A 13,860-nucleotide genomic window follows, 5' to 3' on the forward strand; every position below is an offset into this window, starting at 1 on the left:
ACGACGCCGTCCACTCACCCAAAGTAGCCATCCCCGTTGCACACGGTGATACCGCAAGGCCGCAAGGGGTGGGGCTGGACCCACCCACCCGTACGCCCAGGCCCATACCGCGCCGCCCGCGCACTCCGTAGCGTCGAGACCACAACGAGACGGAGGAAGAAAGTCATGGGAAACACCAACCAGGCCCCGGTCGAGGCAGCGCAGATCAACGCCCCTCAGGTCCAGCAGTCCTTCGAGACTGTCAAGAAGTGCGTCGTGCTCTACGGCGTCATCAGCGCCATCGTCCTCGGCACGGTCGCCGTGGTGGCAGCCATGGGCCAGTCGCCGACCGCGTTCATGTGGGTCCGGTCGGCCCTCCTCCTCGCGGTCTCCGTGGTGATCCACCGGATCGTCATCAGCGCTTCGCAGGGATCGCGTCGGGCATACGACCGCCTGGCCACCCTCACCGTCATCCTGCCGATCGCGATCATCGCCGTCGACCTGATCCCCGGCCTCTGCCCTGCGTGGTACGCCGTGATGCAGGGCGTCTCCGCCCTGGCCCTCATCGGGGCCGCGTGCGTCACCAAGGGCGCCGGACTGCGCGCCGTATTCGCCAAGGCCGCGTAAAGGACCACCCCTCCCGGCGAGGGCGCGGGTAGAACCCCCGTCGACTCGCGCCCTGCCACCCACCGAAAGCCGTCCTGCACCGGGTACGTGTCACCCGGAACAGGGCGGCTTTCGGCCGTACCGGCCGCGTCAGCGACGGCCTACTTGATCTCGATGTCCGCCGTACCCCCGTCCTTGCCCCCGCCCGTTCCCACCAGGTGGAGACGGTGGCTGCCCAAGCGAAGGTCGAGTTCCCTGGACAGCTTCAGGCTCACGCCGTGCGAGCTGAGCCGCACAGAGCTCTCGCTCACTTCCTTGACCTCCAGCTCGAAGTTCTGGATCTTGATCGATGTCCCCGAGCGCGCATGAACGGTGCACGAGCCCTCCTTGCAGCCCGCTTCGATGTCGTCGGGGCCGCAGCCGGTCACCGCCAGCAGCGGAAGGGCGAGCACGAGCACGGATGCGACGGCATGTGCGGAGCGGGGCATGGGGATCTCCTGACGTCTGATGCGTGGAGGCTGGTGGCGAAGGTAAGAGCGGCAGCCCCACGCCCGGTATCCCGCTACGCCCCCTCGCGAGTGGGCCCAGCCCCACTCCCCCGCACCGCCCAATCCCCCTCGTACCAGTGCCGGTTGGCGCCCGGTGGTGGCACTTGAACACCCTTGTCCGGGTGTGGCCGCGTGTGTTGTCGTGGTCCCGATCGTGTGCGTACGGGGGCGAGGAGGGGCTTGGATGGCCGACGGAACCGGGCAGTTGCTGGCCATCAGCGACCTGCACATCAGCTACGCCGAGAACCGTGCGCTGCTAGAGCACATGGCGCCCGACTCCGACGACGACTGGCTGCTCGTGGCCGGGGACGTCGCCGAGACCGTGTCCGACATCCGCTGGGCCCTGAAGACCCTGGCCAGCCGCTTCGGCAAGGTCCTCTGGGCTCCGGGCAACCACGAGCTGTGGACCCATCCGAAAGACGCCGTCACCCTGCGCGGCGCGGCCCGCTACGAGCACCTGGTCGAACTCTGCCGCGAACTGGGCGTGACCACCCCCGAGGACCCCTACCCCATCTGGGAGGGCCCCGGCGGCCCGGTCGCCGTGGCGCCGCTGTTCCTGCTGTACGACTACAGCTTCCTGCCGCCCGGCTGCGCGACCAAGGACGAGGGGCTCTCCTACGCGCGCGAATCCGGCGTCATCTGCAACGACGAGTACCTGCTGCACCCCGACCCCTACCCGAGCCGGGAGGCCTGGTGCCGGGCCCGGGTGGCCGTCACCGAGCGCCGGCTCGCCGCGCTCCCCGACGGCCTGCCCACGGTCCTCGTCAACCACTACCCGCTGGACCGCCACCCCACGGACGTCCTGAGGTACCCCGAGTTCGCCATGTGGTGCGGCACCCGGCTGACCGCCGACTGGCACCGCCGGTTCCGCGCGGCCGCCATGGTCTACGGCCATCTCCACATCCCGCGGACCACCTGGCACGGGGGCGTCCGCTTCGAAGAGGTGTCGGTGGGCTACCCCCGCGAGTGGCGCAACCGCCCCGGGCCGCCCGGCACACTCCGCCGCATTCTGCCGATGGGAGGGCACGGCCGGTGATCGAGGAACTGCTGCCGGACCCGGTGGTGGCCGTGGAGGCCTACGGTGACGACGAGGCCGACCAGGCACCGCTCTACCCCGAGGAACAGGCGGTGGTGGCGCGGGCGGTGGACAAACGGCGCCGCGAGTTCGCCACCGTACGCGCCTGCGCCCGCCGCGCCATGGAGAAGCTCGGCGTACCGCCGCAGCCCGTACTGCCCGGTGAGCGCGGCGCCCCGCGCTGGCCGCAGGGCCTGCTCGGCAGCATGACCCACTGCGACGGCTACCGCGCCGCCGTCCTGGTCCGCGCCACCGACCTGGCCTCCGTCGGCATCGACGCCGAACCCCACAGCCCGCTCCCGGACGGCGTCCTGCGCACCGTCGCGCTCCCCACCGAGCAGAAGCGGCTGGCCCGCCTCGCCGCCGAGGAGCCCGCCGTCCACTGGGACCGCCTGCTGTTCAGCGCGAAGGAGTCCGTCTACAAGGCCTGGTTTCCCCTGACGGGCAAGTGGCTGGACTTCGAGGAGGCGGACATCGAGATCCGCACGGGCCCCGGAACGGCGCCGCACGGCACCTTCCGCGCCGAACTGCTCGTCCCCGGACCGCTGGTGGGCACCGGGCGGCTCGGGCACTTCGAGGGACGGTGGGCCGTTCGCCGGGGTCTGGTGGCCACCGCGATCGCGGTCCCCCTGCCCTCCGTACCGCTCGAAGGGGGAGGGCCGGGGCCGGGTGGGGCTAGCCCCACCCCTCGCGGGGCATAGCGGGATACCAGGTCAGAGGCTACGGCCATACGCTCTCCAGTGTTGGTCGGGCGCATCGATTCCCGGCTGGCAGAATGGCTCCGTGGCGAAAGGATCAGACGGATGAGGCTGCCTGCGGGAGGCGGTCCACTGCGCTGGTGGGTCGAGATCGTGCGTGGGTTGTACCGGTCCGCGGTACTGACCGGGCTCACCTGGCTGATGCCGGCGGTGTGCCTGGGCGTCGCACTGGGCGGCTCCCACGTGGTCCGTACCTGGTCCGAGGGGCTGAGCGCGCCTCTGGCCGTACGGGCGTTGGTGGCCCTCGGGCAGACCTTGATGGTGCTGCTGTGGATCGCCGTGGCCATCTGGATCGTGCACCCGCTGACCAGCCGTCCCCTGGCCAAGGCCGCGCGGCGCTGCGCGGAGAGCTGGCTGGACATGCGGCTTGAGGTGACCTACCGCGCCGTTCCGCAGGTCAGCCGCATGTCGACGGGGTACTGGTGGGACGGCCACGAGTACCACAGGTCCGAGCGGGAAGCGCGCCGCAGGGCCAAGGTGCACGCCCGGTTCCACGATCCGCAGTTGCACTGGGACGGGCTGTGGACCGCGGTCGCCGGTGTGACGGTGCTGCCCATCGCGGCGCTGCCGCTGCTCGGGATCGCCAGCGGCGTGTATATGACGTTGACGTCGGGTCTCCTCGGATACGGCATCGCCCTGATCGTCGCCAGTGTGGCCGTCGCCCCGTTCGCGTGGCGGATCTTCCGGCCCGTGGCGCACCGGTTCCTGGGGCCCATCCCGCGCTCGTGGCTCGGCAGGCGGGTCAAGGAGCTGGAGGCCATCCAGGCGGACCTGACGCAGACCCAGGCGGTCGAACTGGAGCGCATCGAGCGGGACTTGCACGACGGCACCCAGGCCAGGCTGCTGGCCATGGGGATGTCGGTGGGGGCCGCCGAGCAGCTCGTCGACACCGATCCCGCCGCCGCGAAGGCGCTCCTGGCCGAGGCCCGTAGCGCCTCTGCGACCGCGCTCGCCGAGTTGCGTTCGCTGGTGCGCGGCATCAACCCGCCCGTGCTCGCCGAGCGCGGCCTGGTGGACGCCGTGCGGGCCCTGGCGCTCGACGCGCCTGTCGAGATCACCGTGCACAGCACGGTGCCCTCGCGGCCCGAGCGTCCCGTCGAGTCGGCGGTCTACTTCGCCGTCGCGGAACTGATCGCGAATGTCGCCAAGCACGCCGAAGCCTCCCAGGTGACAGTGGAGTTCGGCTTCGCGCAGCAGACGCTCACCGCGACGGTGAGCGACAACGGGACCGGCGGGGCCGTCGCCTCGGCGGGCTCGGGCCTGCGCGGGATCGAGCGGCGGATGGCGGCGTTCAACGGCCGTCTGGAAATCGACAGCCCCACCGGGGGTCCCACTCATATCACCGTGGCGGTGCCATGCGCGTTGTCGTAGCCGAAGACCTCTTCCTGCTCCGCGACGGGATGGTCCGTATCGTCGAGGCACACGGGCATACCGTGGTCGCGGCGGTCGATACGGGGCCCGCGACGCTCGACGCGCTGGTCACCCTGCGGCCGGACGCGGCGATCGTGGACGTCCGACTGCCACCGACGTTCTCCGACGAAGGACTTCAGGCCGCCCTCGCCGCCCGCCGGGAGATTCCGGGGCTGCCCGTGCTCATCCTCTCGCAGCACGTGGAACAGCTGTACGCCCGCGAACTTCTCGCCGACGGGCACGGCGGCGTCGGCTACCAGCTCAAGGACCGCGTCCTGGACGCCGGACAGTTCATGGACGCACTCAACCGCGTCGCCGACGGCGGCACGGCGCTCGACCCGACGGTCGTCGCCAAGCTGCTGGGCCGCCCCATGCGGGCCGATCCGCTCGCCACGCTCACCGACCGGGAGCGCTCGGTGCTCGCGCTGATGGCCGAGGGCCTCAGCAACACGGCGATCGCGGGGCGGCTGTTCCTGAGCGAGGGCGCCATCAGCAAGTACACGACCACCATCTTCGCCAAGCTCGGCCTGGCCACCGACGACGACACCAACCGTCGGGTCCGGGCCGTACTCGCCTATCTCGGCGCCGGCGAAGCCAACGACCAGTAAAGGCACGCGTCAATTCCTGGGCACGTGGTGTCGGGAATGTGTGGACCCGCCCCGGTGACCGGGGCCGGTCCGACGCAGGCCGAGCAACCACCGAGCAGTGCTGTCGGCTGCCGCAGTACCGCACACCGCTACCACCGGTAATGGGGTCTCGACCCACCGCGCACGGGAGTGTGGAGGTGCGCAGCCGAGGGCACCCAGCGATCAGCACACGGAAGGACAAGACATGTCCGCAGTGATTGCAGTGCACAACCTCCACAAGAAATACGGCGACCTGGTGGCACTGGACGATGTGTCCTTCACCGTCGAGGAAGGTGAGATCTTCGGGATCGTCGGCCCCAACGGCGCGGGCAAGACCACGGCCCTGGAGTGCATCGAGGGGCTGCGCAAGTGCGACGGCGGGGAGGTGCGCGTCCTCGGCTGCGACCCCCACGCGCAGCGGGCCGAGGTCACCCAGCGGCTCGACGTACAGCTCCAGGACAGCGCGGGGCCCGACCGGCAGCAGATCGCCGAGGCGCTGTCGCTCTACAGCTCCTTCTACCGCGACCCCGCCGACTGGCGTCAGCTCATGGACTCGCTCGGGCTCGACGACGAGGCCCCTTTAGGCGTGCTGTCCGAAAGCCAGGAGCAGCGCCTCTCGGCGGCGCTGGCCCGGGTCGGCAACCCTCAGGTGGCGGTCTTCGACGAGCTCACCACCGGCCTGGATCCGCAGGCCCGGCACGACACTTGGGAGCTGATCGAGGCCGTCCGCGCCAGCGGGGTCACCATTCTCCTCGCCACGAACTTCATGGAGGAGGCCGAGCGGCTGTGTGACCGGGTCGCGCTGATCAGCAACGGCCGTGTGGCGACGGTCGACACACCGGCGGGGCTGATCGAGCGAATCCACGGCGACACCCGGATCACCTTCCGCCCGTCGGCGCCGTTCGACGAGGGCCTCCTGGCCCAGCTGCCCGACGTGACCGGCGTGACCCGCGAGGGGGATCATGTGACGGTCATCGGCACCGCCGACGCGCTCTACGCGGTCACGTCGGAACTGGCGCGCCACTGCATCGTACCCAAGCAACTCCGCGTCGAGCAGGCGACGTTGGAGGACGCGTTCCTCGCCCTGACCGGCAGCGACTTCACCACGACGTAGCAGCCGGGGCCGCGAGGCCTCAGCCGGCGGCCGCCTCCTCGCGCCGCTCCGTGTCCCTGACACGGGCGGCCAGTCCCCGCGGGGTGGGCCGCTCGAACACCTCGGTGAGGCTGAGCGATACGCCGCTGATGTTCTGGAGTTCCTGCATCGCCAGGGCGGCGAGCATGGAGTTGCCCCCGTACGCGAAGAAGTCCGTGTCGGCGTCGACGTCCTCACGCCGCAGCAGGCTCCCCCACAGCGCGGTCAGCCGGTCCGTCAGCCCGTCCAGGTCCGGGTGGCACAACTGAGGCCGCACCGAGGCGAGTTCGGCGCGCCGGTCGGCGAGCATCCGCTCCAGTGCGGGATAGTCGACCTTCCCGTTGGCGTTGACCGGCATCGGATCGACCGTGACGAGAGCGCCGGGCAGCATCGACCGGGACAGACGGGCACGGGCGTGCGTCCAGACGCTGTCGGTGTCCAACGAGCCGGCGGCCGGTTCCAGGCAGCCGATGAGCACGGCGTCCGCGCTCGGGTCGCCCACCATGATCACCGCGGCGGCGCCGACTTCGGGGTGCGCCAGGAGCGTCGACTCGATCTCGCCCAACTCGATACGGTTGCCGCGGAGTTTGACCTGCCGGTCGCTGCGGCCGAACAGGTCGAGCGCGCCGTCCGCGCGCCAGCAGGCCAGATCGCCCGTGCGGTAGAAGCGGCCGTACGTGGGGTGTTCGCCGAAGCGCTGCGCGTTGAGCTCGGGCCGGCCGTGGTAACCGATCGCCACACCCGTGCCCGAGATGCACAGCTCCCCGCGGACGCCCACGGGAAGTTCACGGCCGTGCCGATCGACCACATGCACCTGGGTGTTGCGGATCGGCCGGCCCACGTCGAGGCGGGCCCCCAGCGCTTCGGTGACCACGCGCGAGGTCGACCAGATGGTCGTCTCCGTGGGTCCGTAGGCGTGGTGCAGCACGCAGCCCGCGGCCACCAGCCGCTGGGCCAGGGAGACCGGCACGGGCTCGCCGCCCACGATGACGCCCCGGCCCCCGAGACAACCCTCCATCCGGTCGATGACCAGCCGCCAGGTCGTCGGTGTCGCCTCGACGAACCGCACCCCGTAGCGCTCCACCAGCTCGCGCAGGACCCGGCCATCACTCCTGGCCGGGTCGGGGGCTGCCACCAGGCGGCCCCCGGAGACCAGCGATACGTGCAGCTCGATGCCGGACATGTCGAACGCGAACGTCGTCGTCCACAGCATCGTGTCACCGGGCGAGGCTTCCAGCTGCTCGGCGAAGTGCGCCGCCACATTGGCCAGGGCCGCGTGGGTGATCAGCGTCCCCTTCGGCCGCCCCGTCGATCCCGAGGTGTAGATCAGGTACGCGCAGGACGCCGGGTCCACCGCCGCGGACGGGACCTCGGGCGCCTTCGTCTCCGGGGCGGCGTCGGCCGCCGGCGCGGTCAGCATCACCAGGCCGTCGTCGGCGAAGTGCGCCAGGTCCGCGGTGGCCACGAGCACCTTCGCGGCCGAGTCGGAGAGCTGGTAGCGGATCCGCTCCTCGGGGTGGGCCGCGTCCAGGGGCAGGTACGCCGCGCCCGCCAGCCAAGTGCCCAGGACCGCCGAGACCAGCTCGGGCCCGCGCGGGAGAGCGATCGCCACCACGTCCCCCGGCCGCACGCCCGCGCCCCGGACGAGGGCGCTCATGGCGTGTGCCGCGCCCCACAACTGCCCGTAGCCGACCGAGCGTTCGCCGTCCACGACGGCGACGGCGGCGGGCGTGCGCAGCGCGTGCCCGTGGACGGCGTCGAGGACCGAGGCGAACTCGACGGGCCCGGCCGTGTCGTTGGCCGCCGCGACGATCTCGTGGTCCCGCTCGCTCCACCAGTGGACGTCCCCCACTGCACCGTCGGGGGCGTCCGTGAACGAGGAGAGCACCGCCTCGTAGCGCGCCAGCAGCAGTTCGGCGTAGGGCCGCTCGAAGAGCTCGGTGCGGTGGACGGCCCGTACCGAGAGGCCGTCCTGCGTCGAGGTGGTGGAGAGGTGAAGGTCGAACTTGCCGAAGCCGCTCGCGGCGGGCAGCGGTCGGGCCGCGAGGCCGCCGAGGGTGAAGCGGGCACCACCGCCCTCGGACCGGTGGTCGAATAGGTGCCGGAACGGCAGGGAGCGCCGTCCCGACCGCGCCGCGGGCACCAGGTCGGGGTGCGCGTCCACGGCCACGTCGGCGTGCGCCTCGGCCGCCGACAGCCGCTCGCCGCTGCGGCGCACCAGGTCGCGCACGCTCTCCCCGCGGTCCACCCGCAGCCGCAGCGGCACGTGGGTGACGTGGTAGCCGATCGTGCGGGCGGCGTGCTCCGGGCGGACGTCGACCGGGGAGCCGACGAGCAGGTCGGGCCCGGCGCCGTGCGCCTCCAGGAGCACGTAGTACGCGGCCAGCAGCACCGCGGACTCCGGGACGCCGACCTCCTCGGCGAGCCGCCGGACCGCGGCCGCCGTACGCGCCGGCAGCTCCCGGCCGACCTGCGCCGCCGCCAGCGTCGGCCGGTCCGGCTCGGGCGCCGCGCAGGCCAGCTCCAGGCCGTCGGTGTTCGCGCCCGCCAGCTCCGCGCGCCAGAAGGCGAGGCTCTCCCCGCTCGGCGGTGCCTCGGTCCACCGGGGCACCGGGGCCAGGCCCTCCTCCGGCGCTCCGTGCGCGTGCTCGTACGCGGACACCAGCTCCTCCCGGAAGACGGCGGCGGATGTCTCGTCGAAGACCAGGTGGTGCGCCGTGACGCAGAAGACGTCCGTGCCAGGGGAGCGGAAGAGCGCCGCCCTCAGCATCGGCCCGCCGTCCAGGCCGAACGGTACGGCCGTCACGGCCGCCAGGTCGTCCTCGGACGGCTCGCCCGGCAGGGCGAACCGCGCCACGTCGAGCCGGAATTCGTCCGGTGCGATCACGCGCTTGACCAGCCGGGTGCCGTCGCCGCGGTAGACGGTGCGCAGCGCCCGGTGGCGGCGCAGCACGACGGCCAGCGCCGAGTCGAGCCGGGAGGTGTCCAGGTGTCCTTCGACGGCGAAGGCCATGGACAGGTTGTTCACGGGGGTGCCCGGCGCCAGCGACTCGAGCAGCCACAGGGCCTCTTCCTTCGGAGCGGCTCCCGCTTCCTCACCCGATTCCGCAGGCGTGTTCCCCTTCGCGGAATGCATCACGTCGCTCCTTCACAAGTCCGTTGACTCCACCGGTGACTCCGCCGGCTCTCCCCTGGGTGCCCGGCCACGCTAGATGCCCAATTCCTTGTCGATGAGATCGAAGATCTCGTCGTCCGTCGCCTCGCTGATGTCCTCGTCGGCGGGCGCGCTCTCCGCGTCCCCGCCGCGGAACTCCTCCACGATTCCCTCCAGACGACTCATGATCATCGCCTTCTTGCCGCCCCGCTGGGCTATCACGGAGAGCAGGGACTTGAGCCGGTCGAGTTCGCTGAGGACCGGCTCGTAGTCGATTTCCTGGTCGGCGATCCGCTCCCGGAGATATCCGGCGAGCTCGGCGGGGGTGGGGTAGTCGAAGACCACCGCGGCGGGCAGCCGCAGCCCGATGGCACCGCTGATCCGGTTACGGAACTCCACCGCGGTCAGCGAGTCGAAGCCGAGCTGGCGGAAGTACCGTGCGGACTCGATGGATTCGGGTCCCGGCCGGTTCAGGACGAGGGCCGCCTGGGTCAGGACCAGGTTCAGGATCGCGCCCTCCAGCTGCTCGGGCGGCAGCGCGGCCCACTGTCCCGCCAGGTTCTTGCCGGCGTCCGGCCTTGCCGCTACGGCGGTGCGCCGGCCGGGCCGGACCAGGCCGCTCACCAGGGCGGGGACCGCGTTTCCGAGGCGGCGCAGCGCGGGCAGGTCGAGGCGGGCCGCCACCAGCAGCGGGTCCGTGCGTCCCACGGCGGCGTCCAGCAGGGCGAGTCCGTCGGGTGTGGCCAGCGGCCGCAGCCCCTGCCGGCCCATCCGCTGCCGGTCGGCGTCCGTGAGCTCGCCGGCCATGCCCTCTTCCCAGGGGCCCCACGCCAACGACACCGCGGGCAGGCCCTGGTGGCGCCGGTGGGCGGCCAGGGCGTCCAGGAAGGTGTTGCCCGCCGCGTAGTTGGCCTGCCCCGGCGTTCCCCAGACCCCGGCCACCGAGGAGAAGAGGGCGAAGGTGTCCAGGTCCAGGTGGCGGGTCAGCTCGTGCAGGTGCCAGGCCGCGTCGACCTTCGGCCGCAGGACCTGCCGTACCCGGTCCGGTGTGAGCGCCCCGACGACACCGTCGTCGAGCACGCCCGCCGTGTGGACGACCCCGGTCAGCGGCGCCGCCGCCGGCACCCCGGCGATCACCGCGGCCAGTTGGTCCCGGTCCGACACGTCGCAGGCGACCACCTGCACGTCCGTACCGGATGCCGCCAACTCGGCGGCCAGTTCCGGCATCCCGGCCGCGCTCACACCGCGCCGCGAGGCCAGCAGCACCCGCCGGGCCCGCCCGGTCGCCGCCAAATGCCGGGCGACCAGGCCGCCCAGGGCACCGGACGCGCCGGTCACCAGCACTGTGCCCGTGCGCCCGTCCGGCGCGGGCACGGTCAGGACGACCTTCCCCGTGTGACGGGCCCCGTTCAGGAACCGGAAGGCCTCCGCCGCGCGCCGCACATCCCAGCACGCCACCGGCAACGGCCGCAGCGCACCCTGCGCGAACAGCTCCGACAGCGACGCCAGCATGCCGCCGATCGCCTCCGGGCCCTCTAGCAGCAGGTCGAACGTCCGGTAGGCGACTTGATACTCCCGCTCCACCTGGCCGGCGTCGCGCACATCGGCCTTGCCCAGCTCGACGAACCGCCCGCCTGGACGGGTCAGCCGCAGCGACGCGTCCACCGCCTCCCCCGCCAGGGAGCCCAGCACCACGTCCATGCCGCGCCCGCCGGACTGCGCGCGGAACGCCGCCTCGAACTCCGTGGTCCGCGACGACGCGAGGTGCCCGTCGTCCAGGCCCAGTTCCCGCAGCGCCCCCCACTTCGAGGGCGAAGCGGTCGCGAAGACCTCGGCACCCAGGTGCCGGGCCACCTGCACGGCGGCCATCCCCACACCACCCGCGGCGGCGTGGATCAGCACCCGCTCACCGCGCCGCAGTCCGGCCAGCCGCGCCAGCGCGTGGTACGCGGTCAGGAACGCCATCGGCGCACCGGCCGCCTGCGCCGACGACCAGCCCGACGGCACCCGCGTCACGGCGCGCGCGTCGGCCACCGCCACCGGTCCGAACGCGCCGGGGAACAGCCCCATCACCGCGTCGCCGACCGCCGGTTCCAGCACGCCGGGACCGGTCTCCAGCACGACACCCGCGCCTTCGAGACCCAGCGGCCCCGGCTCGCCGGGGTGCGAGTCCGGTGCGTTCAGTGCGTCTGGTTCGTGTAGCGCGTCCGGTTCGTGTAGCGCGTCCGGTGCGCGTAGCGCGTCCAGAGCGTTCAGTACGTCGTGGAAGTTCACGCCGGCCGCGCGCACCGCCACCCGTACCTCACCGGCCGCCAGTGGCCGCCGCCCGTCCTCGTACTCCTCCAGGACCAGGTTCTCGACCGTGCCGCGCCCGGAGATCCCCAGCCCCCACTGCGTACCGTCCGGCAGCGCCGGTCCGTCCCCGGCGGCACGCGCCAGTCGCCGTACCCGCACCTGCGCGTCGCGTACCGCGAACTCGGGCTCCCCCAGCGCCGTTCCGGCCACGACGAGCGGCCCCGAGCCGTCGAGCGCCTCCACGTCCGCCAGCACGATCCGCTCCGGGTGCTCACCCGCCGCCGCGCGCACCAGGCCGGTGACGCCCGCGCCGTCCATCCGCAGGCCCGCTCCGGGGCCCGCGTCCACGCCGCGCTCCGTCACCACCACGAGGCGCGAACCGTCGAGCACTCCGGCGGCCAGCCACTCCTGTATGACGCCGAGGGCGCGGAGCACGGTGCGCTGGGCGCGGTGGTGGATGGCGGTGGAGGCCTCGGCGTGTGGGGTGCCGGGGCTCTGTGCGGATGCGGCGTCGCTGTCGGGTTCGAGACTGAGGCCGGGGACGCAGCAGGTCACCACCACGTCGGGGACCGTGGCGCCCGCCTCGACCGCCGCGAGCAGCGCCGCCATGTCCGCGTACGCCGCCGCGCCGGGCACACCCAGTCCGCCGTCCTCGCCGAGCACCGCCCAACTGCGGCCCGGTTCCCCGGCCCCCTCCACCACGGTTGCCGGGACCCACTCCACCCGGAAGAGCCCTTCACGGGCCGACCCTGCCGCCTGGTCCAGTGCTCCGGCGGCCGGCGGCGCCAGCGCCACCGATCCCGCCGAGGCGATCGGCTGCCCGGCCGCGTCGGCGAGCGTCACCGCCACGCCGTCGCCCGAGGGCGAGGGCGCCACTCGTACCCGTGCCGCCGTCGCACCCGACGCGTGCACCTGTACGTCACTCCACGCGAGGGGCAGCAACGGCCCCTCGTCGCCCGCCTGTTCCAGTGCCGTCACATGCAACGCGGCGTCCAGCAGCGCCGGGTGCACCCCGAACCCGGAGACCTCCGTGCCCTCGGCCAGCGCCACCTCCGCGAACACCTCGTCGCCGCGCCGCCAGGCCGCCCGCACGCCCTGGAACACCCGCCCGTACGCGAGCCCGGCAGCCGCCAGGCCCTCGTAGAGCCCGTCCACGTCGGCCGCTACGGCACCCGTCGGTGGCCACTGCACGCTCCACGCCGCCGTTTCCGCGACGGTGTCACCGCCCGCTGCGGCCGGAGTCAGGGTTCCCGACGCATGGCACACCCACTCCCCCTCGGCCGCCCGCGCGAACACGGAGACTTCCCGCCGCCCCGCGGCATCGGCTTCCCCGACGGTTACCTGGACGCGCAGATCGCCGCGCTCGGGCAGCACCAACGGCGTCTCGACGACCAGCTCCTCGACCTGGCCGCAGTCGCACTCGTCACCGGCGCGCACCGCCATGTCCACCAGCGCCGCGGCGGGTACTACCGTCCGGCCCGCCACGAGGGACTGGGCCAGCCACGGTTGCGCGGACACGACGAGCTGCCCGGTCAGCACCACCCCGCCGGTCGCGGGGAGTTCGACGGCCGCACCCAGCAAGGGGTGCCGCGGGCTCTCCAGCCCGAGGTCCTCGGCACGGCTTCCCGTGACCGGGGTCAGCCAGTACCGCTGGTGCTGGAAGGCGTATGTGGGGAGGTCGATCCGCTGGGCGCCCGTACCCGTGAAGACCTTCTCCCAGCCGACGTCCACGCCCCGTACGAACGCCTTGGCCAGCGCCGTGAGCAGTGCGCGGGGTTCGTCTCGGCCGCGGCGCAGCACCGGGAGCCAGGCCTCGGAGGCATCGTCGTTCTCCGTCTCCGTACGGGTCTGCGGTCCCATGACCGAGAGGACACCGTCCGGACCGATCTCGATGAATGTCCGTACGCCGCTGTCGCGGAGCGCGCAGGCCGCGTCGGCGAAACGGACCGCTTCGCGGACGTGCCGCACCCAGTACGCAGGGTCCGTGACTTCCTCGGTCACCACGCCCCCGGTCAGGGCGGACACCAACGTCAATTTCGGCGCCTGATAGCCGACCGCACCGACCACTTCAGCGAAGCGCTCCAGCATCGGTTCCATCAAAGGCGAGTGGAAGGCATGCGAGACCCGCAGACGGCTCGTGCGAGCGCCCGCCCGCGCAAGCTCTTCCGCCGCAGCAAGTACCTCGTCCTCCACGCCGGAAATCACCACGGCCTTCGGACCGTTGACCGCCGCGATACCGACACCGGGACGACCAGCGATCACCTCAAGGACCCGCTC

General features: G+C 72.5%; 9 protein-coding genes. 6 read left to right on the top strand and 3 right to left on the bottom strand.

Annotated elements, in window-relative coordinates:
- Positions 1–165: 165 nt before the first annotated feature.
- Positions 166–606 (top strand): hypothetical protein, encoded by a 441-nt coding sequence (locus tag AC4IJH_RS21395; RefSeq protein WP_490853406.1) that lies wholly within the window; start codon positions 166–168, stop codon positions 604–606.
- 140 nt (positions 607–746) lie between these two features.
- On the opposite strand, the gene AC4IJH_RS21400 is transcribed toward AC4IJH_RS21395, so the two are convergent.
- Positions 747–1,073: a hypothetical protein gene (locus AC4IJH_RS21400; protein WP_490853407.1), complete on the bottom strand. Its 327-nt coding sequence runs from the start codon at positions 1,071–1,073 to the stop codon at positions 747–749.
- 244 nt (positions 1,074–1,317) lie between these two features.
- Here AC4IJH_RS21400 and AC4IJH_RS21405 point away from each other — a divergent pair, with 244 nt between their 5' ends.
- The 5 genes from AC4IJH_RS21405 (at position 1,318) to AC4IJH_RS21425 (ending at position 6,116) form a co-directional block, all read left to right on the top strand.
- Entirely contained in the window at positions 1,318–2,169 is an 852-nt protein-coding gene (locus AC4IJH_RS21405) for a metallophosphoesterase family protein (RefSeq protein ID WP_490853408.1), read from the top strand.
- Positions 2,166–2,909 (top strand): 4'-phosphopantetheinyl transferase family protein, encoded by a 744-nt coding sequence (locus AC4IJH_RS21410; protein ID WP_490853409.1) that lies wholly within the window; start codon positions 2,166–2,168, stop codon positions 2,907–2,909. The genes AC4IJH_RS21405 and AC4IJH_RS21410 overlap by 4 nt, the downstream gene beginning before the upstream one ends.
- Before the next feature lie 102 nt (positions 2,910–3,011).
- Positions 3,012–4,337, top strand: coding sequence for a sensor histidine kinase (locus AC4IJH_RS21415; RefSeq protein ID WP_490853410.1), 1,326 nt, complete (start codon positions 3,012–3,014; stop codon positions 4,335–4,337).
- Positions 4,322–4,984, top strand: a complete 663-nt coding sequence (locus AC4IJH_RS21420) for a response regulator transcription factor (RefSeq protein WP_490853411.1) — start codon at positions 4,322–4,324, stop codon at positions 4,982–4,984. The genes AC4IJH_RS21415 and AC4IJH_RS21420 overlap by 16 nt, the downstream gene beginning before the upstream one ends.
- Before the next feature lie 223 nt (positions 4,985–5,207).
- Positions 5,208–6,116, top strand: a complete 909-nt coding sequence (locus AC4IJH_RS21425) for an ABC transporter ATP-binding protein (RefSeq protein WP_490853412.1) — start codon at positions 5,208–5,210, stop codon at positions 6,114–6,116.
- Between the two features lie 19 nt (positions 6,117–6,135).
- On the opposite strand, the gene AC4IJH_RS21430 is transcribed toward AC4IJH_RS21425, so the two are convergent.
- Both AC4IJH_RS21430 and AC4IJH_RS21435 read right to left on the bottom strand, forming a co-directional pair.
- Positions 6,136–9,270, bottom strand: coding sequence for a non-ribosomal peptide synthetase (locus AC4IJH_RS21430; protein ID WP_490853413.1), 3,135 nt, complete (start codon positions 9,268–9,270; stop codon positions 6,136–6,138).
- A 72-nt stretch (positions 9,271–9,342) separates the two neighbouring features.
- Entirely contained in the window at positions 9,343–13,845 is a 4,503-nt protein-coding gene (locus AC4IJH_RS21435; RefSeq protein WP_490853414.1) for an SDR family NAD(P)-dependent oxidoreductase, read from the bottom strand.
- Between the last annotated feature and the right edge of the window lie 15 nt (positions 13,846–13,860).

The organism is Streptomyces sp. UF-297 (assembly GCF_058245575.1).

Bases quoted from the DNA above. Each gene is read 5' to 3' on its own strand.
- AC4IJH_RS21415 (WP_490853410.1), top strand. From the start codon at position 3,012: ATGAGGCTGCCTGCGGGAGGCGGTCCACTGCGCTGGTGGGTCGAGATC.
- AC4IJH_RS21395 (WP_490853406.1), top strand. From the start codon at position 166: ATGGGAAACACCAACCAGGCCCCGGTCGAGGCAGCGCAGATCAACGCC.
- AC4IJH_RS21405 (WP_490853408.1), top strand. From the start codon at position 1,318: ATGGCCGACGGAACCGGGCAGTTGCTGGCCATCAGCGACCTGCACATC.
- AC4IJH_RS21420 (WP_490853411.1), top strand. From the start codon at position 4,322: ATGCGCGTTGTCGTAGCCGAAGACCTCTTCCTGCTCCGCGACGGGATG.
- AC4IJH_RS21430 (WP_490853413.1), bottom strand. From the start codon at position 9,270: ATGCATTCCGCGAAGGGGAACACGCCTGCGGAATCGGGTGAGGAAGCG.
- AC4IJH_RS21400 (WP_490853407.1), bottom strand. From the start codon at position 1,073: ATGCCCCGCTCCGCACATGCCGTCGCATCCGTGCTCGTGCTCGCCCTT.
- AC4IJH_RS21425 (WP_490853412.1), top strand. From the start codon at position 5,208: ATGTCCGCAGTGATTGCAGTGCACAACCTCCACAAGAAATACGGCGAC.